The organism is Paenibacillus qinlingensis (assembly GCF_013204845.1).
GTDB classification, from domain to species: Bacteria; Bacillota; Bacilli; order Paenibacillales; family NBRC-103111; genus Paenibacillus_E; species Paenibacillus_E qinlingensis.
The window spans coordinates 58518-82791 of sequence record NZ_JABMKY010000022.1; the positions used below are offsets into that span (position 1 = coordinate 58518).

A 24274-nucleotide genomic window follows, 5' to 3' on the forward strand; every position below is an offset into this window, starting at 1 on the left:
ATCTCTTCTCATCTTTTCATCTCATCTAAGCCAATACATTCGTAAAAGGCTCCCCGTCTTCATAGACGGAGGAGCCTCTTTACATGTTGCTATTTTTTCAATGATCTTAAAATAATTGCTGAAGCTTCTGCACGCGTTGAGATCCCTTGCGGTTTCAAGGTGCCGTCTTGGTAACCATTCAATAACCCCTTCGAAGTCAAGACAGCTACTGCCGCCTGCGCCCACTCCGATATAGCTGAGTTGTCGGTGAATTCCATGCCATCTGTGCCTTTATCATTCATATGTGCTGCCCGTACAATTATGACAGCCATTTGTTCTCGGGTAATCGTATCATCCGGACCAAATGTCGTATCTGTGTACCCTGAGATGATCCCATTGGCTGCCGCTGTGGCAATGGCATTCTTAGCCCAATGGTTTGTCGTATCGCTGAATGCTTTACCGCCCTGATCGCCGAGCTTTAAGAATTTGACAACGATAGAGACGAATTCTGCTCTTGTAATGCGGCCTTCCGGTTTAAAGCTACCGTCTGGATAGCCATTGATCGCTCCTTGCCCAATCAATTCACGGATGCTAGCCTCTGCCCAATGTCCTTTGATATCAGTCAGATTCGATCCATCTGATTCAGGCTTACCATCTTCTTTGGAAGTAGCCATGACCGCATATTTGGTGAAGTGATTAACGTCTACAGTAATATGATTACCATTGACTTTACCACCCTTGACTTCCACCCATTTCTGATTGACTTCATCGAAGTAGAAGACAGATGCTCGTTGATCGGCTTTCACACTTGTAGGATCGAAAGCAAACGTCAACGTAACCGGTTTACTGAAGTTCTCTGTAAAGTTTTTGAGAATCTCATAGATTGGACTTGCTAGAACCTCATGATTCGTTAATAACTTATCTGTTCCTGACAATTTTTCAATGGTTAACTTCAATTCTTTCGTTGAAGCATTCGCCGGAATCGAGATAGAAACCTCATCCTTATAACTCACTTCGCCCGTTTTTCCAATTGGAAGTGTAAGCGTACCATCTGTCGAGGTCACTTTATCGTCAATCGGTGTCGTTGGTGGTGTTGGATAATAGGGTTCCGACGATGAATCTTCAGCACGGTAAACCGTCAGGTTATACGGCTTCTTCGTACCATCTTGCGCTTCGACCATAATTTCAATTGGGTTAGCCCCGACCTTTAGATTAGCCGCTTTGTAGGCATATACATTGTCTGTGACAGCTGTATACTCGGCACCTGTTACTGTAAGCTTTTGATCGCGTTCCTCTTTGGTTATGGATAGATTAACTTCAGAGACAGAATTAGATACGCCTACCGCATAATCACGTTGGGACGCAGAGAATGCCGGATTCAAGCTGCCTTGATTAACAGCGATGTTGGAAAGCAAGACATTGTTACTCATCCTTGTAACATGGATTGTATAGGTTCTAGTCGAACTGTCCGCTGCTGTATGGACAATCGTAATCGTATTGTCTCCTAGGCTTAACGGAATCTCTTCACTCGCTTGACCATTTCGTACCGTCTTTCCGTTCACCGTTACGCTTGCTTGTTCGTTGGTAAGCGTTGGCGTGACTGTCAAGCTATCAACACTGTTAACCACACTTTGCGTATAGCTTGTTCTTGAGAAGTAGAAGGGCTCGTTCAGATCTCCGCTGCTGAGACTTAGACCGGTCATATATTCAGTCGATGTTGTCCCCGTAGTAAATTTCCAAATATCTGACTTCTTCACCCCGCCATACATATCTGTGGCTGCAGCATACCATTGGTAACTAGTCAGTGGCGCTAGATTTTTCCAAATGGCCCCTGCAACCTCACCGCTCTTCACATGATTCATGCTGCCGATTACATGATCCGTATACACGTTCACTCCGAAATAGTCCGTAGCAACACGTTTCGTAACAGGCTGTAAATTCAAATCAATGGAAAACTCATCTTTGCCAGGATACTCGGCTGGATCATAGTAATTGTAATCATCCAAATGCGGTGAATAAGTTTTCATGTTTATTTTGCCATGTGCCATGTCAAACTGCATGAGTCTGATATATCCAAGTCCACCTTCTGGTGCCCCTTGGTAGTCAGCAAGCATTTGATACACGTTACGATCGGCTACTCCGTCGTTGTTATCATCAATCGCGTCGACTTTCAACTCCGCATCGTGATAATGGCCAGAAAGCGCCGCAATAACGTTCTTATTCGGTTTGATCACACGTTCGAATACTTTTTCCGCCATCGGTGCACGGTTATTGGAAACCAGCATGAACTCATGGAAGTTCAAAATCGCCTTCCGATTCGGGTACTTTTTCAAAACCTCGTTAATCCAGTCAATCTCCTTGTCACCATAACCCCACCCCATGTAAACGATGATAAAATCATTACCGTTCGAGGATACAAGGTCATAATGGCCTTTGTTATTTTCGTAAGATTCGCCGTACGTTGGCTGATCCTTGAAGCGATCTTCCCCGAACCATTTGGAATAGTAACTGTAATCATTGTTTTGATGACCCACGTCATGGTTACCCGCCAGTACCCCATAAGGAATGTTGGCCTTCTCCAAAACCTTCATATCTTTATCTGCTTCTATCCATTGATATTCTTGGTCTGCGATATCTACGATATCACCGGTATGAATGACATATTTAATCTTGTTATCTACTTTGTGATCCGCAATCCATTTCACGATCTCTTGATAGATATACGGATAAGTCCTCGAGTAATACTGCGTATCCGACATCCATACAAATGAAAAATCATAATCCGCTGTCGCTTCTGCATTCGTTTGAACTTGCGTTGCTGCAATTTCATCCTGAACCATCACTTGAATCTTCTTGTTGTTGGCATACGTACCTGCATCTACCGTAGCTTGCAGCTCAAAATCAGCTGTGCCCGCTATAACTGTTTTTAGTGCGTTCCATTTTTGACCGCTAGGACTCCATGCATATAAAGTAACTTTCCGGCCTTCCAGCGACTTGCCTTTCCAGTTAATTTCCACTTTATCCGTGCTCTTGACCGCATCGTCCAACGAGATTTCAAATCGCTGATACGGGAATTTCTCGTCAGAATCATCGACCAGATATTGGCCATCTAACGCACTAATTTTCGTGTAATCATCTTGCGTAAAGGCGGTCTCACCGTCCGGCTTTGCCTGTCTAGGAGGCTCGGTGTCTACGGCGTTGCGGAACCCGGCAAATTGCCCCTGCACGCTGGCATCGTATTTAAAACCTTGGTTAAAGTTTACGTTCATTTCATCATTCATGGGATCGGAAACTGTAACGCTCAACGGAGCATTACGATCTACGCCTACAGCGCCTTGCCCTGGTGTCAATTGTTCAGGCAAATTCGGGTTTTCATTCGGCACTTCGAAATTAATCGTCACATTTTGCACGTTACCTACTTTATCCACAGCCTTGATGCTGAATACATGCATCCCACCTGGAAGCTTTGCAGATGATGTGGCATATGGCAACGTGATTGGCAGGGTGTCGAGGGTAGTCTCTACCTTGTCCACGCCAGCAAATGCGTCAGTTATAACGGCATCCAGGCTGAAGTCGCCACGGTACATGACGCCTTCTTCAACGGAAGGTTGGATCACTGGAGCTGTATTATCGACTGTCACTGTTGATGTAGCCTTGTCATTACCATGGCTCACTGTAATCTGATGTTGACCATCATTTGTAGCTGCAGTATCCCAAACATAAGCTTTGGATGCCAACTTATCTGCAGGAATGTTGAAGTCGAAATCGACTACTGGAGGTTTCCCTGAAGAATCTCCCATTTTAATAACCTTGGCCGGATCATTGTTCTTCGCATCATAAATCACCGTACCATCAGCCAGTACTAAACGTACGTTCTTCACGTCAAAATTATCTTTATTCTCCGCTGGTCGGTCATCGAAAGGCGAAGCCTTCGAACCCGCTCGGATCGAAAATACGTTGCTGCCTTCCTTCAATCTGTCCGCTTGAATCTTCGTAGACAGTGTTGTATAGCTATTCACAGTGTCTTGGAATGTAAAGAGAATGTCCTTATCTTGTGTGATAGCATTTTTAAAATAATAATTTACACCCGTCACTTCGAAGGCAATATACGCGTCATGTTCAACCGCATGATAGGTCGATTGTGTTAGTGCTTTGCCATCAATGGCAAGCTGCAGATCATCTGCACTTAACCCTTCGCCTGTTCCTCTAATCACTTTGGGTTTGGCAATCACATCGCCGTCTTTCACATTCAGACGCAGGGCTGAGTGATCTGAGCCACCTGTAATGGCAACGCGCTTCGTATTCGATGTGCTCTCATTCTGACCATCTGAAGTAACAAAGTAATAATCTAAGTAAGCATTACCAATAAGTTCAGGTGAGAAAACCGTATAATGATATAACGTATCTGCAAAGCTTTCTTTCAAATACTTCTTCGTATAATTCGACTGTTTTTCGGTTTTATAATAGAGCGCTACGGTCTTTATCGATGTTTCATCTTTGGCATCGCCGATAATCTCAAGATCCTTGGATTGATCCATACTGGTCTCTTTTGTTAAATCGGTTAACGTCGGCTTGATCGTATCTTGCTTTACAATTACGCTTTGGATCGGAGCTTGAATCGGGTCAAGGGTTCCAGGCGTTGCCGCCACTACTCCTCCCGAGCTATATTTCGTCATCGTTGTACTGCCATTAACCGGGTATTTATACAATATCCCCATATCTGGCTTGGCATCGCCTGATACGTAGTACGCGGATGAGACTTCAACACCTGTATTTGTAGCAATTACGATTCCTCGATTTCCGCTATTTGCCATACCATCCGTATGTATGCGTACAAGATTGGTACCCTCAACCAAATTAGAATGGTAGTTCGCATTGAAGGCATCCACAGGAGTACCCTCATTTTGAGCATTGATTACCCAGAAGACTAGTGTCCCTTTCGAAGGAATGATCGTGTCTTCTTTGTCTGCTGGCCAAATGACATCTGCATCAGGTCCCGTATCTGGATAACGGTAAATCAATTGATAATCTTTGAAATTCATGGCTTTATCCGTATTATTGTATACTTCAATAAACTCATAACCATCCGCGGTGCCCACATTCTTAGAATCGGGTACAATTTCCGTTACCAGAAGCGATGGGATCTTGGTGAAATCCGTTTTATCGATAGCCACGGTCGCACTATACACGTTGGATCGTATCGTACTATAACCGTCATCTGCCTGAACGTAATACTTCAATGGCGTGTCGATCAGCTTTTCCTTAGGTATCGTTGCTTGATACTGTGTGGAGCCTAGTACCGTCATAGGTACAGAATCATATGCAGCCTGAGAACCTGTTTTAAAATAAACAGCCGCGGATACGGATTCACTCTGCTCAAGATTGGAGATTTGCGCTTGCAGCGTTACATCCAATTTTTGATCCGCTTGCGTAACCGGCGTATGGTTAATTACAGGAGGCTCCGAATACGTCCGCGGGATTGGTGGTACTTGAGTGGGATCGATAACGCCTGGTGTTGCATTAGCTGGAGTTGTATCTTCACCTGAACCGTACATCACCATATTTTTCGAGCCATTTGCAGGAGACTTATAGAAAATACCTTTATTGGGTTTCGTTTGATTATCATTTTGATAACTCGCAATGGAAATATCGCTGCCGGTTTTCTCTTGGATAACCAAATCTCGAGGACCTGCATTACTCATTCCGCCCCCGCCTTCCACACGGAAGAGGTTCACACCTTCTTGGAGGTTGGAACTATAGGTACTATTAAACTTTGCTGGTGTTTCTTCCACATTATCTGCATTCGTTACCCAAAATACGATAGAGGATTGCGCTGGAATCGGCATACTCCCGTAAGGTACTTGTTTATACGAAGCTGGCCAAATTGTATCTGCACCTGCATTACGGTATACCAAGTTGTAATCTTTGAAGTCCAGCGTTCTGTCTGAATTGTTGTACACCTCAACAAACTCATAAGCATCTGAAGAAACGCCAGTGACATTTGTCGTATCTGGCACCAGCTCTGTAATCAGCAGCTTCGGCACCTTCGAATAGTCCACAGCGCTAACTTGAACGCCGTTGTCCGCTGCAACTGCCATAGGCGCCAGCATGCTGAACATCATTCCGAATACAGTCATCCCGGATACCAATCGTTTTAAATCTTTTTTATACACGTAGTAACGCCCTCTCATTATCAAATGATTGTTAATCTATCTCTATCTATTGGGAAATAATTCGCTCAATCAACCAGTACAGTCCGAATACGCCAATGATGCCTGAAGCATATAAATTCCAATTGATTTTGAGCGGCACGCGGCGAAGCAACAGAAGAACTGGAATTACAATCGCTACGACGACAAGCTGTCCAATTTCGACGCCTAGATTAAAGGAGAATAACGGCAGCGCCATTTGCCCAGACAGTGTGCCTCGCAGCACTTCAGCGAATCCAAAGCCGTGGATTAACCCAAACAGCATGGTCACCGTTACACGTGCGCTTTCTTTTTTCTTCCATATGTTTTCAAAGGCAATATACAAAATGCTAAGCGCAATTAAAGGCTCAACAATTTTGGGTGACAGATAGGCGATCTCCAGCGAGGATAGGACCAGCGTGATGCAATGACCTACCGTAAAAGCCGTAATCAACTTCACAATTTTGGACACTTTTTGTTCAGAAGCCAGCAGCAACCCGAATAGAAACAGCATGTGATCAAGCCCTGACCAGATATGCTCCATCCCCATAAGGACATAAGTCTTTAGCGTATTCTGCCAAGAATTAGCAGCAGTAATATCGACCGCAGGCTTACTCCCTGGCGCTGACGCCATGGTCGGATTACCTGCCCCAGCCCCAGGACCTTGGATCTGCACAATATAATTCTGACTGCCGAGTACTTGCTGAATCGTCTGGCCCCCCACTTGAATCGTGGCATAGTTGCTATGGGCTGGATCAACCCCGCTGTACCAGAAGAAGTTATATTGCACGAGATACTGCTTCACTGGAGCGGCGAATTTATACCGGATATCAATGCCAATCATATCCATGCTGGCGCGCTTCTCATGCTTAGCGCTAACAACGACCGCCGTTCCGACCTTGCCATCCCCCGTCACAATAATGCCGTCATCCACCAGCTTTGTTAATGCTTCCAAGGAGGCTGATAATTGTTTATCACTTATCTTGTCTCCGCCATCTGCCTTGTCAGGAAAGATTTGTAGAAGGTCGTGTTCGACTAAAGATAGATGATACTGCATCGTATCTGAGCCTACTTGTATATCGGAGTAACCGCTCGAAGAAGCATGCGCTCCTACCGTACTAGCTACACTTATGCTAACGATGACCGCCAAAACGAACACGAAGAAGCTCTTCCTAATGTTCAACTCTGTTCTACTGCGCATGTGTTCTTCCCCTTATTGATTCATTTGCACTTACTTTTTTACCGCCATACTTGGCTCTCCTTCCTATGAGCTTCCGTTGTTACATGCCTATCATATCCAGCCCCCCACAGCTTGCCTATACACATGATTTGCGTTCCTGCGCGATTGTTACGATTCTTCTTTTAAGCTTTTATAAAGCGAAAAATACATAAAAGTGCCCAGCTTCCAATAAAAAGCCCATACCCTTCATGCTAGATTTCATCTACAATTGAGGTATATAACTCGCCGGAAGCATGGCAGCGGAACAATCAGAAGGAGCCTGCGACTTATGAAACTTTTCTCCATACAGAGATCCCTATTTCGAAACATCCTAGCCAGCTTTATGATCTTGATTCTCATCTTCTGCTCGTTTAATCTCTTGATTTTTTGGCTCGTCAAAAACCACCTCCGCAGCGAGATGATGGCACAGAATCGTCTTACCCTGCAGAAAGTGGCTGAGCGTTATCAATTTCAATTGGATAAAGTGCGAGAAGCTTTGTATAAGCAATTTACAGAAAAGACGGTCATTACACTTAACAATCAAGTTATTTTAAAGAAGGATCCCGAGTCCCTTTCTACCCGTCCTATTGTGCTGGACATGCAGAGCATCGCCAGTGATTCGGAGCTTTATGTCGATAATTTAATCCTTATGTTCCGATCCACGAATCTAGCTTTGAGCAAGCTCGGTCCTGGCACAACGGCCGATTTATTCAGCAGCATCTACCAAAGCTCCCTATATCCGCTCTCTTACTGGCAATCACAGTTTGATCGCAGTGACAATTATGTGCTTCATCCGGCGGCTGTATTTGGGAGCCCATCATCATCAGGAGAATCATCGGGAAGAATGTTAATTCCTTATTCCATTAAGCCTGCTCTTGCTGACAATATGATGATTGCGATGATCGACGGCAACCGCTTGCGTGACGCGATTCTGAAGGAATATTCCGATATGGACATCACGATATTAGGACCGAATCAAACCATTATTTATGCGACTAATACGACAAATGAGACAGATAAGGCAAATAAGGCAGATAAAACAGATAAGGATTCCAACCAGCTCCAAGATCCGGTTGCTATTGAATACCAAGATGAAGACGGTTTACGTTACGTCATGAAAATGACGAGTCCCGAATTCACATCCAGAATCCTTCGTTTAGACAATCTCATGATGATTCTGTTGGGTGTTTCTATTGCCATCGCCTTCATCGTCTCTGTCTTTTTCAGCAAACGAATCCATAGACCCGTCCGCCAATTGATTCAAGAAAAAGGCGAAATTCAACAGGAGCTGCAGGATCAACAATCGGAGTTAATCAACTATCATTTCATGAATAAGCTGAAGAATATCCATCCTGACCCTGATGAATGGCAGCATATTCAAGGCACCGAGGGAACTTACACTATCGTGCTGTACGAGCTGCGCTTCCGCTCGCCCGCTTTTATAGAAGTCCCAATGAGCAGAGAACACATCTCGCAAACGATCGGTGAGCAGCTCAAACGTGTAACCAATGATCGGTTTCCTGATTCCCATACACTGCAGATGGAACATCATCAGTTCCTAACCGTGTTCCCGGGCAATGAACGTGAACGTATCCTTGGGATGCTCGAAGAGTTGAAGCATGTTCTAAACGAAGACCGTCAATACTGCCTAGTGACTGCGGCCATCAGTTCGGCATTCGAGCATTCTCTGCAGTTCGGTCACGCCTACCGACAGGTGAATGAATTAGCTGCGCAAGCCCGTTTACTGGATGAAACCCAAATTGTCGTTGAGTATCGTTCAGATCGCGCTACGTACTTCCTTACACTCACACAGGAGCAAGAATTGACCACAGCACTGAAATCGGGCAAAGAACAGGAAACGCTGGATCTCTTCCTTCCGTGGTTGGATGATCTTGACCAGAAGGAAGCTTCTGTGGATATGTTTAAGCACATGGTGCTTGCTGTAACCGATAAGGCCAAAATGGTACTAGACCATTACAAAGTTCTCACTGACGATACCTTACAGCTGAGGTCCATCCTGCTTCAATTAGAGGAATGCTGTACGTTGGACGAGTATAAGAGAACATTTGAAACGTATTTCCGAATCGTCACTCAGCTCATCCGTGAGAAAAAGGAGACCAATGATCCCATCATTGATCATGTGCTTAACGTCATAAAGGATCAGTATGCGGAGGATCTTTCACTCGATGTTCTCGCTGATCAACTCACCCTGAGCAGTTCCTACCTCTCTACGTATATCAAAGAGAAAACCGGAGCCAATTTCATGGAACATTTGCATGATCGACGCGTAGGTTACGCACAAGAGCTCCTGGTCCTTACCGACTCGAACATTCAAGACATTGGCATTCAAGTCGGCTACCGTAACATCTCTTCGTTTAATCGCATGTTCAAGAGCCGCACAGGCTCTTCGCCTGGCGAGTACCGTAGGACACATTTGCTGGATAAAAGAGCATGAAAAGAACCTGAGGCTTTGCCTCAGGGGTCGAACGACGGAGGTACCTCCCTTGCGCACAATATTTGTGCGCTAGCGTCCGTCGGACGACGGAGGTACCTCCCTTGCGCACAATATTTGTGCGCTAGCGTCCGTCGAACGACGGAGGTACCACCCTTGCGCACAATATTTGTGCGCTAGCGTCCGTCGGACGACGGAGGTCCCCCCCTTGCGTACAATATTTGTGCGCTAGCGTCCGTCGGACGACGGAGGTACCTCTCTTGCGCACATGATTTGTGCGCTAGCATCCGTCGAACGACGGAGGTACCACCCTTGCCCACAATATTTGTGCGCTAGCATCCGTCGGACGACGGAAGTACCTCCCTTGCGCACAATATTTGTGCGCTAGCATCCGTCGGACGACGGAGGTACCCCCCTTGCGCACATGATTTGTGCGCTAGCGTCCGTCGGACGACGGAGGTACCCCCCTTGCGCACATGATTTGTGCGCTAGCGTCCGTCGGACGACGGAGGTACCTCCCTTGCGCACAATATTTGTGCGCTAGCATCCGTCGGACGACGGAGGTACCACCCTTGCGCACAATATTTGTGCGCTAGCATCCGTCGGACGACGGAGGTACCTCCCTTGCGCACAATATTTGTGCGCTAGCGTCCGTCGGACGACGGAGGTACCTCCCTTGCGCACATGATTTGTGCGCTAGCGTCCGTCGGACGACGGAGGTACCACCCTTGCGCACAATATTTGTGCGCTAGCATCCGTCGGACGACGGAGGTACCTCCCTTGCGCACAATATTTGTGCGCTAGCTTCCGTCGGACGACGGAGGTACCTCCCTTGCGCACATGATTTGTGCGCTAGCGTCCGTCGGACGACGGAGGTACCTCCCTTGCGCACAATATTTGTGCGCTAGCGTCCGTCGGACGACGGAGGCACCTCCCTTGCGCACATGATTTGTGCGCTAGCGTCCGTCGGACGACGGAGGTACTTCCCTTCCGCACAATATTTGTGCGCTAGCGTCCGTCGGACGACGGAGGTACTTCCCTAGCGCACAATATTTGTGCGCTAGCGTCCGTCGGACGACGGAGGTACCTAAGGTTTTAACACCAATATGAAAGCAGTTTATGGTGCCCAGAAACTTATACTCTTTAATATAGTGAGAAAGAACCCGAGGCTCTGCCTCAGGTTCTTTTGTGTAGCGCACTGTAGCACGGATGGGAAAACCCCAATGAAGCCGGTTCTCACCCGGCCTCCATGACTTCATTTCAACGTCTTATTATACGCATCGATTTTAGCGTTAATTTCCAAGGCAGCTGCATCGAGTGCTTCCTGCGGCGTTTTCTGCCCGCTTAATGCCTGCCCGATGGCATTCTCCGTCAGCTTTCTCGCTTCTGGATAGACCCCCAGAACCCCACCTTGTGTCGCTTGATTCTGCTTGGCAGCGTTATGCTGATCAATGGCCGTCTTGAACTGTGGAAACTGTTTCATATTGTCTTGTACGATCGGCAGCTCATACGCCTTCTCTGTAATGGGGAAATAGCCTGTGTTGACATGGAAGAACGCCTGCTGCTCAGGTTCGGACAAATACTTCATGAATGCCCATGCCGCCTGCTGCTCCGCATCCGACTTGTTGTTCAGGATCCAGTTGCTTGCCCCGCTTACCACCACACCGCCAACGTCATCGGCTGGCTTGGGGAAGAAGCCCGTTCCAACTTCGAACTTGCCATCTACGGAATCAAGAATATCTCGCAGTCCTGCCGTTGTATCGAAGATCATAGCAACCTTCCCTTCGGCGAACATCTTCTTGGATTCATCGCTCTTACCCGCTGAGTGAATGGCAGCCTTGCTGTCAATTAACCCCTTCCACCAAGTAAGCGCCTTGACGCCCGCTTCACCATTCAACTGCCACTCCGTTGCTATGCCATCGCGACCGTTGCCCAAGTTGACCAGCTCAGCGCCCTGATTGGCAATAAGCTGTTCCATGTACCAACTGTGCGTGCCGAAATAAGCACCGGCCACACCGTCTTTTGTTACCTTTTTCGCCACTTGCGCAAGGTCTGTATAGAGAACTGGTGGTTTATCTGGGTTTAATCCTGCTGCTTTGAACAGATCTTTGTTGTAATACAGAATCGGATTAGATGTGTTAAAAGGCATAGAATACAATGTATTCGCCACCCGATAATAATTGAGTATGGCTTCGTCCATTTGGGACACATCATACTTGTCCTTATCTACGAAGCTCTGAATCGGCGTGATCGCCTTAGAATCAATCATGTATCGCGTACCGATATCGTACACCTGCATCATGGTTGGTCCCAAATTGGAACCAATGGACGCTTTCAACTTGGTTAAACTATCGAAGTAGGAGCCCTGAAAGACAGCCTCCACCTTAATATCCTTATGTGCAGCATTGAAGCTTGTTACGAGCCTGTCCACCACTTGACCGTTCTCGCCGCTCATGGAGTGCCACCAGACAACTTTCTTAACGCCATTAACCAATGGTTCAACGCCACCAATTTCAGCAGCTTGAGCGGCATTCCCTGCCACCGTGCCTTTCACCACATTTTGTTGCCCCCACACCGAATACACGCCTAATAGGCCGAACACCAGCACAAGGATGATGAAATAAGCGGGGATCGAAATTTTACGTTGAAATAGCTTCATCTTATCCCTCCTATGACTTGTAATCATAGGATCTCAATGTTTGCCTGTGATTAAGGGAATGTAAAGGGATTGTTAAACATATTAAACATGACTACTCCACCTTCAGTTTCGTCCCCTCCGGCACGATCTGCACCCACGTGTTGCCTGGCAGCAACGGCACTTCCTTGCCATCGCTGGCATAGGCGCGGAGCATACCGTTCTTGCGTTCCCACGTGATCGCTTGGGACATGCCCTCTTGGAAGATCATCCCCTTGTTCGGCCCGAAGACATCTACAATCCGGCGCCCTTCTTTGTCGATGATCTGATGCTTGCTCTCTAAGACAAGCAGGTTCTTGGTCTGCAGCTGCTTGCCCGTTTCCTTGTCGAGATGCTGTTTCCCTTCCATCGAACGCATATAAACACCCTTGGCAGCATCATAATCATACGAAGCAAAATACCCCATGAGATAAGGAATTTGAATATAATGAACGGCTGCGCCCGCAAGTTTGCCTTGTCCTGCCTTGGCGAATGTGAGCAAAGGCCCGTTCCACTCGGTGCGGAACTTGCGCGCCTCGGCACCTTTTTTCATTTTATCCACAGAGGTATAGAGATTGTGCGGTGCCTTGCGTTCCGTCGAGCGCCAATAGTAGGCGCCATCGCCATAGACCTCATCAAGATGGGCCAGATTGCGGCCTGCCATCATATCCATCGCATCCTGGCTCCAGCCAGCATGTACAATAATAGCATCCAGCGCATCCCCGATCTCTACAAAATAAGGGCGAATGCTGCGCACGGGACCGATCGCTTCAGCAGCTTGGCTCTGGAACACCGAGACGAATCTAGTGATTTCGCCCTCGGCAAGGATTTCATAGACGATGTCAGCCTGATCGAGGCCGGTTTGAGGCCGGGCTTGCGGCGCATTTTCGACCATAACCATATAAGGACGGGTCTTCACTTCGTGATCGGCTGGCAAGCCCGTTAACGGGAATTTGAAAGGGAGCTGCGCTTCCACCGTTGGAGTAGGCTGCGTCGCAGACGTTGGGCTGACCGTAGTCGTCACGGGGACGGTTTCCGGGGTGGCCGTTGATATCACAGGAGTCGCATCACTACAACCAGCAAAGGTCAGGACAGAGCATCCAAGTATGAGCCATGTGCTAAGTGTTCTTTTACGGATTAACGGAAGTGTTTTCAAAGGGGCTGCACCTCTTCTTCTCGTGGACTATCGATCTCTGAGAAGTATATGCTAGATAGTTAGGGAATAGAAGCTAGCAGAGTGACTCGAGTTCGTCTATATCTAAAATTAACCACCAAGCAAAAAACTGAACCTACGCTTTCGCGTGGTCCAGTTTTTCATAATCACATTTGGAAACTTACAGCCGGGTTCAACGAGGTGTTCCCTACAATTTCCTTATACACGCCACCATAGGACAGGCCGAACGTATAAACGCCAGGAAGTAGCTCCTTGTGAATCTCGCCGCCAACCGTAGTACCGAAGGTCCGCCAACTCCCTGCATAATAACTAACAGCACCACCATTAAGCGGATTACCCAGACTATCTTTTAACTGAACATTCACGTTGACCGTCTGGAAGGTAACCACGGGGTCGGCTCCGATGTTTTGCAGCTTTTCCTTAATCCCTCCCTCATAAGTCATTGAAAAGGTATAAGAGCCAGGCAGCAATTCCTTGTGAATCTCGCCGCCAACCGTAGTACCGAAGGTCCGCCAACTCCCTGCGTAGTAGCTAACGGCACCTCCATCCAGCGGATTACCCAGACTATCCTTCAACTGTACATTCGCGCTAACCGTCTGGAAAATAACCACAGGGTCTGCTCCGATATTTTGCACCTTTTCCTTGATCGTTCCCTCGTAATTCATGGAAAAGGTATACGAGCCCGGTAGCAATTCCTTACGAATTTCCCCGCCAGCTATGTTCCCGAAGGTCCGCCAACTCCCTGCATAATAACTCGCCGCACCACTATTCAGCGGATTGCCGAGACTATCCTTTAACTGCACCTTCACATTAACGGTCTGAAAGGCGACCACGGGATCTGTTCCTGTGTTTTGAACTTTCTCTGTATACGTGCCTTCATAGGTCATAGCAAACGTATACGCTTTATCCGGCAACGACTTGCTTACGATTCCAGAAGCATTCGTGACGCCGAACTCTTTCCATCCCTCGTCATAGTAGGATACGACACCGCCACTGATAGCATTTCCGCTGCTGTTTTTAAATTGGACACGTACCTCATCATCCACGGGTGGCGGATCCTGCAACACGATTTTACCGTATTGACTTACGTTTTTCGTACCGCCAATCCCACTAGCCCACTCCAAATATCCGAGTCGACCGTTGCCATTGTTATTATTGACAAGCAGCGAGACAAAGATTGGTTTCGTCGTATCTAGCATGTAGGGATATAGTTCTGACCAAGCAAGATGAACCTTATAGATTTTCTTGCCGCTTTGGGAACTGTCGACGAGCATGCTTCCGTTCTGAACGAACTGACCCGCTGGCGTCCAGTTGGATGGCAAATCTCCGCCAATATAAGGCGCAGTCCCCTTGTAGACGACAGGACCGTTAGCCGTCAATGCGGCTTGGAATTCCACTTGCGCCCCGACCATGCCGACGCCTGATGTATCAAGGCCAAATTGAATACTGTCACCGATATAATAATTACCTTTGGAATCGTTAGGTACGAAGGTGGCGTCCGATACTTCTATGACGAGATCGAATCCATCATTGGCTGCCCCCACGGCAGCTCGAGCTGCAAACCCTGTGGGTTGTTCGGAAGTCAAGCTTTTGAATTCCCAATTGTCGTTAATCCAATGGATATCCGTGCTCAACGCACCTGTGGTACGGTCAAACAAATTGCTCTTACTGCCAGCTGCGATGGGAACATTGGTGTTTTGTTCGGCTTTTTCATAGTCAGACAATAGGACATCTTGCGTCGAAGTCAATCCAGCAAGATAAGAGGCATTCACGTTACTGATGTAATACATTTTGTTCGGTTTCACTTGCAGCGTAGGATCTGCTGCCTCTGTACCGCCGGTCCAATCGCGAACGACAGTGTTGCTTGTAAAAGCACTGGCAAGTGCTGGAGCAATTGCACCCGCATTCTCATCCTCGGACCATACGACGAGAATCGGCGATCCTTCACTTTCGAAATAGACGGCTTTCTGATTTCCGCTTAGCGCATACTCACCTTTGTAGACAATATCATTCCCCAATGTCTCGATAAATCGATGCATGACCACAGAACCGAGTCTTGGTTCAAGCTTCGGTTTCTTACGGAATAATCCAGAGGATTCCGTAAACCAACCTTCGGCATTGGCGAATGGGATCGCTTCGATTTCCGTATTATTAACCATGTCAAAGTAAGCGATTTGTTCGACCCCATTCTTCATCTGGTACATATAGTCGTACAGCATCTTTCTTGCAATTACCGGCTCTGATTGGATAGATGTTGTTTCCGAAGCATTGATGAGCCCTGCATGGCTCTCCGAAGACACCCACGTCTTTGAAGGTACATTGTACCTTTGATCATAAGCTTGGTACTCTTTGGGATCCGGTAGCTTCCCATGAAGCGCCAACTTATCAAAATAATTAGCTCCGCCAAGACGCAGCAATTCATTATAGAAAGGCAAATAGCGATGGCCTCCCATGCCTCCGATCCAAATCTCGGAATTCGGCTGAACACTTTTAATCGTCTCATAACCCGTACGTAGTAACTCCACGAACTTCTCTGGTGTATCATGCCAGAAAATACTTCCGCCTTTCAAATGAGGTTCATTCCATATTTCCCATGTGGAAATCCGATCGCCATACCGCGCGACAAGCGCCCGCAGGAAATTAGCAAAATCATTCATGTCGGTTGGGGCATAAGCAGCATAACCAGGAACGCCGATATAAATGGTTGTATCTTCCGAGGAAGATGCCCACTTCGGTGTAAATACAATGTTGCCGATGATGTCCATGCCAACGCTTTGCAATTTATTGACATGTTCATCAAGTCCTGCCCAATTAAACACACCACGACTCTTTTCAATGGCCATGTTCGTATCGCCGAATTGCCCTCCCCATGGGATCGTATGAATTCTCGCAAAGTCAAAACCAATTAAATCTGCGAGTTCTATCGCCCTTAAATCACTAAAACCATTACTGAATCCAAACAGCGGATTACGATCCGCTTTGCTTATGGACTGACTTTCTACGACAGCCACGGACGTTCGATTACGTACAAATTCTGCTGCCGTTTTCTTCGGATTAGAAAAGATCCGGTACGATTGTTGGAGCGGAAGCGTTCCCGTAATCCCTTGTTTCGTATAGTCAAAGGCGATTTCGTAGTACCCTTCGTGGCTAGGTGTCCAACTCCATCCCGTTGTCAGTAACGTTGATCGATCTACCGTAACTTGCCCAACAACCTGGTTATCCGTATCATAAACCGTCCCCGTCAACGTTTGCACGGAAAGGGGCAACTGATCTGGGACCGCCTTGAACACCACATTCTGGCCGATCTTCCACCAGTTTGCATAAGCTTCTGCCTTCAGCGGGAAATATTCAACGGACTGCATGCTGACGTCGTCGTAATAAATTGTTCCTGTATTCGGGACGTCCTTTAATTTCGTTGTCGCTACATTCAACTGAACTTGATTCGTTCCTACCGGAAACTGACTATTATCTATCGTAAATGAAATATCCGTCCACACCGTGCTGCTCAAAGTTGGCGTGTTAGCCTCAGCCGTGCCGAGGAAGGTACCATCCTTAAAGTAGCTGATGAACACCCAAGAGCCATTCCCTGCATATTCAGCCGATTTCTTGGCTTTTACCGAAATCTTAATGGTTTGCATTCCGCTGTCAATCGGGATCATTTTGGATGAAAACCCTGCTGCTCCCGTACTTGTCGAGTTGATATATACCGCGTTCGAACCGCTATTGACCGTTGCCGAAGTACTGCCCATATCGACTCCGCTTGCCCCGCTCCATGAGGTAGAACTCCAACTAACAGGAACAAGTTTCATTCCGCTTGTCTTCGTTTCTTCGAAACCAGGATTCGCTACATCATAATAGCTCGACGTAAGCACATTGACAGCATTGCTCGCAGACGATGCATTGCCCGAACCATCTCTCGCTTTCACCGTAAACGCATATCCACTATAGGCTTCGAGGCCTGTAACCGTATAGGTCACCCCGGTGACGGTTGCTACTAGCTTCGTACCATCGTTAATCTCGTAGCCTGTTACGCCCCCATTGTCGGTTGACGGGTCCCAGGTGAGCGTGATACTCTTCATCTTAATGTCGGATGCCGTTAAGTTAGTTGGCACTGTCGGCGGCTGCGTATCGTTAGTCACAAAGGCCTGACTTGCTGGGGACACATTCCCCGCAGCATCGAAGGCTTTCACCGTAAACGTATAACTATTGGCTGCGATCAGGCCACTTGCCGTAAAAGTTAAACCAGTCACAGTCCCCACCAACGCCGTGTCTTTATAAATATTGTAACCCGTCACCCCGATATTATCGGTCGAGGCGTTCCAAGCCAAATCAACACTTCCTGCCGTCTGACCTACGGCGTGGAGATTCGTTGGCGCGCTTGGCGCTGCCGTGTCTGGAATTAATTCAATCGTAGCGTCATCATAATACAGCGTCCCTTGTTGGCTAGCACTGCCGCCACGCAGCGTCGCTAGATTCAACTGCAAGTTATTCGTGCCTGTCGGCAGGGTAGCCGTATTCAAAGTCACTGAAATCTCTCTCCATTCCGTACTGCTCAGTGCCACACTTGGCGCAACTACGGTGCCAAGAAAGGATCCATTTTTCGCATAACTGAAGAAAACCCACGGATCATTGCCGACATAATCGGCCGACTTCTTGACCTTCACCGTCGCTTTGATTTGCATGTTATTATCAATTGTCATCGTCTTGGATACCCAACCTGCGGCTCCTGCATCCACTGCGCTGATATACATGGCGTTAGTTCCGCTATTGGCCTCAAGCGTCGTTACCCCTGTATCCACCGGCGTCGTTCGCGACCATAAGTTCGAATTCCAATTGACAGGAACAAGCTTATTTCCACTTGGCGTCGTGATCTCAAACCCAGGATTGGCGATGCTTACTACAATCGGCGTGCTCAGACTTACAGCGTTGCTGGACACAGATAGATTGCCCGCCGCATCTTTCCCTTTTACAGTAAACGTATAATTGGTACCCGCGTTGAGAGCGCTTACGGAATACGTTAACCCTGTCGTGGATCCAATCAGCGTTGTACCGTTGTAAACTTCGTACCCTTGAATGCCAACGTTATCCGTTGAGGCGTTCCATGCAAGAGTAACACTCGTCGCCGTTTGACCCGTAATGGCAAGATTAGTTGGAGCTGTTGGCGCCTCCATATCCAGCAGTTCCATCGTTACATCGTCGTAATAGAGTGTTCCGGCGTTGCTTGCACTGCCTGCTTTCGATGTCGCCAAGTTCAACCAGAGCATATTCGTCCCCGCAGGAAACTGACTGCTGTTGACCGTTAACGTGATCTCTGTCCATTCTGTGCTGCTTACGGTGGTCATGTTGGATGAGCTTATTCCCAGGAAAGTACCACTATTTCCATAGCTGATAAAAACCCAAGGATTATTGCCGGCATAATCTCCCGACTTCTTCACTTTCACTGTGGTTTTGATCGTTTGAGCACTGCCGTCAACCGGAATCGCTTTGGATGTCCAACCAGCAGCTCCAGCATCCGTTGCACTAATTGAAAGTGATTTTGTCCCGCTGCTGTACACGGCTGTCGTTACGCTTGTATCCACGGGTGTCGTTCTACTCCATAAGGATGTGGTCCAATTCGTCGGTATCAGTTTCGATTGACTCACCGTTGTTTCTTCGAACCCGGGATTAAGCACATTAAGAAAACTTGCTGCCTGAACGCGCGTTGACATCGTTGGAAACAATGCAACCAACATGGTGCAAAGTAACAACCATATAACGGTTTTCCTCATAAATATATCCTCCTCGATTTCATTTTGCCTAACCACTGCGCTACTCGTTACTCACTTCCCTTTATGGATGGATTACATGGATAAATATAGGACGAATCCGGTCGTCAAAGATACGAGACGATTTATACATCGTTATCCGATTTTATCTATTTTGGCAAAAAAAAAGCCGACAACGAATTTATCGCTGCCAGCTTTACCCTATGCTATTCCTTTTTATGCCCCACCGCTGCTTTGCTGCGTCAAACTGCCCTTCCACGCCATCATACCGCCCTTCAGATGGGACAACTCGCTGAACCCATTTTTCCGAAGAACTCTCGCAGCTTGTTTACTCCTCATGCCACTTCGGCAATACAAATAGATGGGACGATCCTTCGGAATCTCGCTTAATCTTCTTCCCATCGAGGACAATGGGATATTCACCGCTCCTGGGATGTAGCCTTGCTTCACTTCACCGGGCTCACGCACGTCAATGAGAACATGCTTGTCCTTGTCCATGGCCTCTTGAAATTGATCGGATGATAGATTGCGCAGCCCTTTGACACCTGCAAACCGGGAATAGAAGAAAAACACGATAAAACCGAGTGCCACGATATTGAAAATCATATTACTATCCATAATCTGCCTCTTTCCTGTAGCATGTCTTTATCTGCTTTTAACTAACAATTCTACAGCTTGCTTCACGATCTTACTTGTGTCTCTGCCCGCTTCCTGTTCCTCTTTAATACAGTTCTCCAAGTTGACAGCCACGATGGTGGCGATCGCTTTATCGGCAGCGCTGCGGACAGCAGAAATTTGACTCACGACATCTTTACAGTCCTGTTCTTCCTCCATCATCCGTAAAATACCACGAATCTGGCCTTCCATGCGTTTTAAACGCTTTTTCACATCATCATCGTATTGCATAGACAGCCTTCCCTTCCCTATACCTGTATAGGTATATTATTGCCCATGTTTCCGTTGAAAACAATATGAAATCCTGTCCCGGTATTCTGCCCCGCCAACTAAATAAATAAGTTCACTTTCGCATCCGTCGCATCGCCTAAATAAGCAGCAACTCCCGCATGTTCAACCCCATCCAGCAGCTCCTCCTCCTGCAACCCGAGTAAATCCATCGTCATCGTGCACGCGACTAAACGGATGCCTTGCTCTTGGGCTAGCTCAATCAATTGAGGAAGCGAAAGTGCATTATGCTTTTTCATCACATGCTTGATCATTTGCGGCCCCATGCCGCCGAAGTTCATTTTGGACAAACCTAGTTTATCTGCACCGCGTGGCATCATTTTACCGAACATTCGCTCGATAAAACCTTTCTTTACAGCTATTTTCTGATCTTTACGCAGTGTGTTGAGCCCCCAGAAGGTGAAGAAAATCGTAACCTCGTGATCATAGGCGGCCGCCCCATTTGCAATGATAAAAGCAGCAATCGCTTTGTCCAGTTCCCCGCTAAAGAGCACAATCGTTGTTTTTTCCTTGGTGTCCCTATCCGCCATTCTGCTCATCCTTTCCTCACGATAAACGTAAATACACCCTGATCTTCTTTCGCTTCCAACAGCTCATGTTTGGTTTTGCCTACCCATGCCTGAAAATCCTTCATCGATCCCTTATCCGTCGTCAACAGCTCCATAATTTGTCCTGCTTCCAGCGTATCCATCCCTTTTTTGGCTTTCACAATCGGCATCGGACATGCCAAACCTTTCGCATCCACAATTATATTAACCATCTTAATAACCTCCATTTAATTTTTAGTTTCGATATCAAAAGTCCATTGCAACATGCCAGGCGTTACGTTTTTTATGTTTGGAAAGCCTCGCTCCGCTAAGATATGGCAGGCTCTATCGCTGCGACTTCCTGTTCGGCAAATCAGATAATATGTGCGATCCGTTTCGAGCTGCGACAGTCTCTTCTCTAGCTCGCCAAGCGGCATCGACATCGCACCAGGCATATGACCACTAGCAAATTCAGCCGGCTCACGGACATCTAGGATATGAAGTTTCTCCCCAGCAGCAAGCTTGGCTCCAATCTCATCATTCGTGATGGTAAAAGGGAATTTCTCCTGGGCATCTGATACGCCATCATGAACAGCACAACGATTCGGCCCTATCTCCATCTCCCGCTGCTCTTCCTGTGTCGGATGGATTTTGCCCATATTGGCCTGTCTGATCTCCACATACGCATTCGGCTGTGGTGGCAAGTTCTCCGTAACCATGCGTCTAAATACCGCTGCATCTTCGATTTGGAGTCCTGGATTCTGCCTAAACAAATCACCAAGCCGCGCGGATACGCGCCCACCTTCACCTAATTCTGTCACCTTGCCAAAATGGGCGGGAAGCACGATCAAATCTTCGGATAGTGCTCGATAACGCTCATATAGCGTTGTTCTCAGATCGGAGACCCAATCTTCTGCTTTACCAGCTAGATCAGGCCGGCCAATGGAGTTCACGAATAAAATATCCCCCGACAACAAGTACTGACCATCAATTAAGAATGATGTGCTTCCGATGGTATGGCCTGGCGAGTAGATCGGCTGGATGCTGATTTCCGTTTGGCCAATGATCAAATTGTTGCCTTCTTCGAGCTTTTCGTAATGGAATTCTACCTCTGTCGCATCCTTAGCTGGGAGCCAATAGGAACCGTTAGTTGCCGCCGCCAGCTGTCGCCCGCCTGATATATGATCCGCATGGAGATGGGTATCAAGGGTATGTGTAATCGTTACGTTCTTTTCCTGGGCAAATTGTTCAAATACATCCGTCATCCGAACCGCATCAATCACCGCGGCTTCTCCTTGTGAAAGGACCATGTAAGACAAGCAGCCCTTGCCTATACGGATGAATTGATAAATCTCTCCGCCATCGTTCAGATCTCCGATTTTCACAGGTGTGAGCTGCTCACTCCATGACTTCATACCACCGATGAGGTACGAAACGTTGGTCCTGCCTGCCTCGATCAATTGCTCCGCTACGAAAATGGAAGATCCTTCTTTCGCACAGACGACCAGCACCTCTCGTTCGCTCGGGATTGTATCGAGAATATCATCCACGCCATCGATCAGTTCGTAATAAGGTTTGTTCAGCGTCTGAACATCCTTGCCTTCCACGCGCCAATCCGCAAAGTCGCTTTCATTCCGAACATCCAGAATAAAAATAGGTTCCTGATTCAGTACTTTAAGAGCTAGTTGAGCGGCTTCTATGCCTTGCAATTGGGTTTGATCCATCGTAATCCCTCCGTTAGTGAGTATCTTTACGCTAAAACCGATACCCTATAGGGTATATAAATGAGCAAAAAAAGAATCTAACACATAACCCATACACGTCTAATTACCCATACCCCTATGGGTATCTATAGACTATACAACCTCATCCACTTTTCGTCAACCCCGCCTCGTCTCTGTTGCTCATTCGTCTGAACGTCGTATAATTAGGAGTAGCTTCCTCCAACAAATGTGTGGACCAAAGGAGACACCTATGTCTATTCATATTGATCGTCACGCTGTCATTTTGTTCGACGGGGTTTGCCTGCTCTGCAGCAGCGCGGTGCAATTCATCCTGCGAAACGACCCGAAGGGCGTGTTTCACTTCGCTTCTCTTCAGTCGGAGACGGGACAACGCCTGCTCGCCGAGCACAAGCTGCCGCTAGATCAACTCAGCACCATTGTGCTGATTGAAAACGGCCGCACTTATACGCGCAGCTCAGCTGCTTTGCGCATTGCACGGCGCTTGCGAGGTGCATGGCCACTCGCCTACGCGGCGATTGTGATTCCAGCTCCGATCCGCAATCTCGGATACAGCTTCGTCGCACGCAACCGCTATCGCTGGTTCGGCAAGACTGACCATTGCATGCTGCCGAAGCCGGAGCATAAGGGGCGGTTTCTGGATTGATCCGGCCTCATGCCATCAACCATAACGACAAAAAAACCTGCAGCATTCGCAGGCCTTCGAACAACAACGAACTTATGTCTCTTGCTTACGTATACGTAGACTGCCGAACATCCAGCAGCATAGGCTCAGGGTGCCCATCTGGAAGCTATGGTGCAACAGCTTCGCGCTTCGTGTAGCATCTCCTGCTCCCATCGCGACTAGCAATGGCACAAAATGCTCCGGCGTCGGCACCGCCTCCCGCGCATGCGGCGCTCGCTCGTCGTAGCGAATCAGCGCCTCCAAGTTCCACGTTTCGAGCTGCTCCTCTAGCCACTCATCGAACTCCACGGCCCACAGTTGCGGTACTGGATTATTATCATCCAGCTTTCGTAGATTGTGAACCGTTCCGCCACTGCCAATGATCAGCACCTGCTCATCCCGCAAAGAGCTTAAAGCGGCACCAATTCGGTAATGCTCCTCAGGTGTTAACCGTGGGTTAACCGAAAGTGTCACAACCGGGATCTGCGCATGGGGATACATAATGGAGAGCGGCGCCCACGCTCCGTGATCCAAGCCTCGCCTGTCATTCAGCTCACAGCGTATGCCTTCTTGCTGAAACAACTGCTGGATATGAAGGCTTAAGGTAAGATCTCCTTTGGCCGGATAGTTAATGTCATAAAGTTCTTCGGGGTAACCTGAGAAATCGTACATCATCTCAGGCTCGACAGCCGAGCTGATCTTCTGAACAGCGCTTTCCCAGTGTGCACTGAACACAACGATAGCTTTTGGCTTTGGAAGCGACATCACAAGTCTGTGCAAAAACTCCGTATACGCATGCTGCTCAATCGCCAAACTCGGTGAGCCATGCGCAATAAAAAATGCCGGCAGCACAGCAACACCTCCTCTCACAACCTAATCAGTGCCAATTATCTACATTATTCTCGAATCTGTGAAAATAAAACCATG

The 24274-nt window shown here is 47.6% G+C and carries 13 protein-coding genes and 1 pseudogene; 2 read left to right on the plus strand and 12 right to left on the minus strand.

Annotated elements, in window-relative coordinates:
• Nucleotides 1-89 precede the first annotated feature (89 nt).
• Both HQN88_RS38490 and HQN88_RS28785 read right to left on the minus strand, forming a co-directional pair.
• A complete protein-coding gene (locus HQN88_RS38490) occupies nucleotides 90-6152 on the minus strand; it encodes an S-layer homology domain-containing protein (RefSeq protein ID WP_173119007.1) in 6063 nt (2020 codons plus the stop codon).
• Nucleotides 6153-6198: 46 nt separating this feature from the next.
• Nucleotides 6199-7368, minus strand: a complete 1170-nt coding sequence (locus HQN88_RS28785; protein ID WP_173119009.1) for a HupE/UreJ family protein — start codon at nucleotides 7366-7368, stop codon at nucleotides 6199-6201.
• Nucleotides 7369-7675: 307 nt separating this feature from the next.
• Between HQN88_RS28785 and HQN88_RS28790 the strand changes: the two genes are divergently transcribed.
• Entirely contained in the window at nucleotides 7676-9841 is a 2166-nt protein-coding gene (locus tag HQN88_RS28790; protein WP_173119011.1) for a helix-turn-helix domain-containing protein, read from the plus strand.
• 1252 nt (nucleotides 9842-11093) lie between these two features.
• On the opposite strand, the gene HQN88_RS28795 is transcribed toward HQN88_RS28790, so the two are convergent.
• The 9 genes and pseudogenes from HQN88_RS28795 to HQN88_RS28830 all read right to left on the minus strand — a co-directional run.
• Nucleotides 11094-12497 carry an ABC transporter substrate-binding protein gene (locus HQN88_RS28795; RefSeq protein ID WP_173119013.1) on the minus strand — a complete coding sequence of 468 codons (1404 nt, stop codon included), beginning with the start codon at nucleotides 12495-12497 and terminating at the stop codon, nucleotides 11094-11096.
• A gap of 91 nt (nucleotides 12498-12588) precedes the next feature.
• A complete protein-coding gene (locus tag HQN88_RS28800) occupies nucleotides 12589-13668 on the minus strand; it encodes a DUF3048 domain-containing protein (RefSeq protein ID WP_173119015.1) in 1080 nt (359 codons plus the stop codon).
• Nucleotides 13669-13832: 164 nt separating this feature from the next.
• Nucleotides 13833-19454 carry a fibronectin type III domain-containing protein gene (locus tag HQN88_RS28805; RefSeq protein ID WP_173119017.1) on the minus strand — a complete coding sequence of 1874 codons (5622 nt, stop codon included), beginning with the start codon at nucleotides 19452-19454 and terminating at the stop codon, nucleotides 13833-13835.
• A 213-nt stretch (nucleotides 19455-19667) separates the two neighbouring features.
• The gene (locus HQN88_RS28810; protein ID WP_173119019.1) at nucleotides 19668-20069 is read right to left on the minus strand and encodes a rhodanese-like domain-containing protein; all 402 of its coding nucleotides are present in this window, start codon (nucleotides 20067-20069) and stop codon (nucleotides 19668-19670) included.
• 27 nt (nucleotides 20070-20096) lie between these two features.
• Entirely contained in the window at nucleotides 20097-20357 is a 261-nt protein-coding gene (locus tag HQN88_RS28815) for a metal-sensitive transcriptional regulator (RefSeq protein ID WP_173119021.1), read from the minus strand.
• Between the two features lie 98 nt (nucleotides 20358-20455).
• Nucleotides 20456-20944: a DsrE/DsrF/DrsH-like family protein gene (locus HQN88_RS28820; RefSeq protein WP_173119023.1), complete on the minus strand. Its 489-nt coding sequence runs from the start codon at nucleotides 20942-20944 to the stop codon at nucleotides 20456-20458.
• A gap of 5 nt (nucleotides 20945-20949) precedes the next feature.
• On the minus strand, nucleotides 20950-21174 hold the full coding sequence (locus HQN88_RS28825; protein WP_173119025.1) for a sulfurtransferase TusA family protein: 225 nt from the start codon (nucleotides 21172-21174) through the stop codon (nucleotides 20950-20952).
• Nucleotides 21175-21189: 15 nt separating this feature from the next.
• Nucleotides 21190-21555: a rhodanese-like domain-containing protein gene (locus HQN88_RS37905; RefSeq protein WP_338118545.1), complete on the minus strand. Its 366-nt coding sequence runs from the start codon at nucleotides 21553-21555 to the stop codon at nucleotides 21190-21192.
• Nucleotides 21529-22665 (minus strand): annotated as a pseudogene (locus HQN88_RS28830) (MBL fold metallo-hydrolase); the annotation flags it as partial. The gene HQN88_RS37905 and the pseudogene HQN88_RS28830, both read right to left, overlap by 27 nt.
• A 250-nt stretch (nucleotides 22666-22915) precedes the next feature.
• On the opposite strand from HQN88_RS28830, the gene HQN88_RS28835 reads away from it, so the two are divergent.
• The gene (locus HQN88_RS28835; protein ID WP_173119029.1) at nucleotides 22916-23329 is read left to right on the plus strand and encodes a thiol-disulfide oxidoreductase DCC family protein; all 414 of its coding nucleotides are present in this window, start codon (nucleotides 22916-22918) and stop codon (nucleotides 23327-23329) included.
• Nucleotides 23330-23401: 72 nt separating this feature from the next.
• Here HQN88_RS28835 and HQN88_RS28840 read toward each other — a convergent pair whose 3' ends face one another.
• Entirely contained in the window at nucleotides 23402-24199 is a 798-nt protein-coding gene (locus tag HQN88_RS28840; protein WP_173119031.1) for a DODA-type extradiol aromatic ring-opening family dioxygenase, read from the minus strand.
• Between the last annotated feature and the right edge of the window lie 75 nt (nucleotides 24200-24274).

Bases quoted from the DNA above. Each gene is read 5' to 3' on its own strand.
- HQN88_RS28785 (WP_173119009.1), bottom strand. From the start codon at position 7,368: ATGCGCAGTAGAACAGAGTTGAACATTAGGAAGAGCTTCTTCGTGTTC.
- HQN88_RS28790 (WP_173119011.1), top strand. From the start codon at position 7,676: ATGAAACTTTTCTCCATACAGAGATCCCTATTTCGAAACATCCTAGCC.
- HQN88_RS28795 (WP_173119013.1), bottom strand. From the start codon at position 12,497: ATGAAGCTATTTCAACGTAAAATTTCGATCCCCGCTTATTTCATCATC.
- HQN88_RS28805 (WP_173119017.1), bottom strand. From the start codon at position 19,454: ATGAGGAAAACCGTTATATGGTTGTTACTTTGCACCATGTTGGTTGCA.
- HQN88_RS28810 (WP_173119019.1), bottom strand. From the start codon at position 20,069: ATGGATAGTAATATGATTTTCAATATCGTGGCACTCGGTTTTATCGTG.
- HQN88_RS28815 (WP_173119021.1), bottom strand. From the start codon at position 20,357: ATGCAATACGATGATGATGTGAAAAAGCGTTTAAAACGCATGGAAGGC.
- HQN88_RS28820 (WP_173119023.1), bottom strand. From the start codon at position 20,944: ATGGCGGATAGGGACACCAAGGAAAAAACAACGATTGTGCTCTTTAGC.
- HQN88_RS28825 (WP_173119025.1), bottom strand. From the start codon at position 21,174: ATGGTTAATATAATTGTGGATGCGAAAGGTTTGGCATGTCCGATGCCG.
- HQN88_RS28835 (WP_173119029.1), top strand. From the start codon at position 22,916: ATGTCTATTCATATTGATCGTCACGCTGTCATTTTGTTCGACGGGGTT.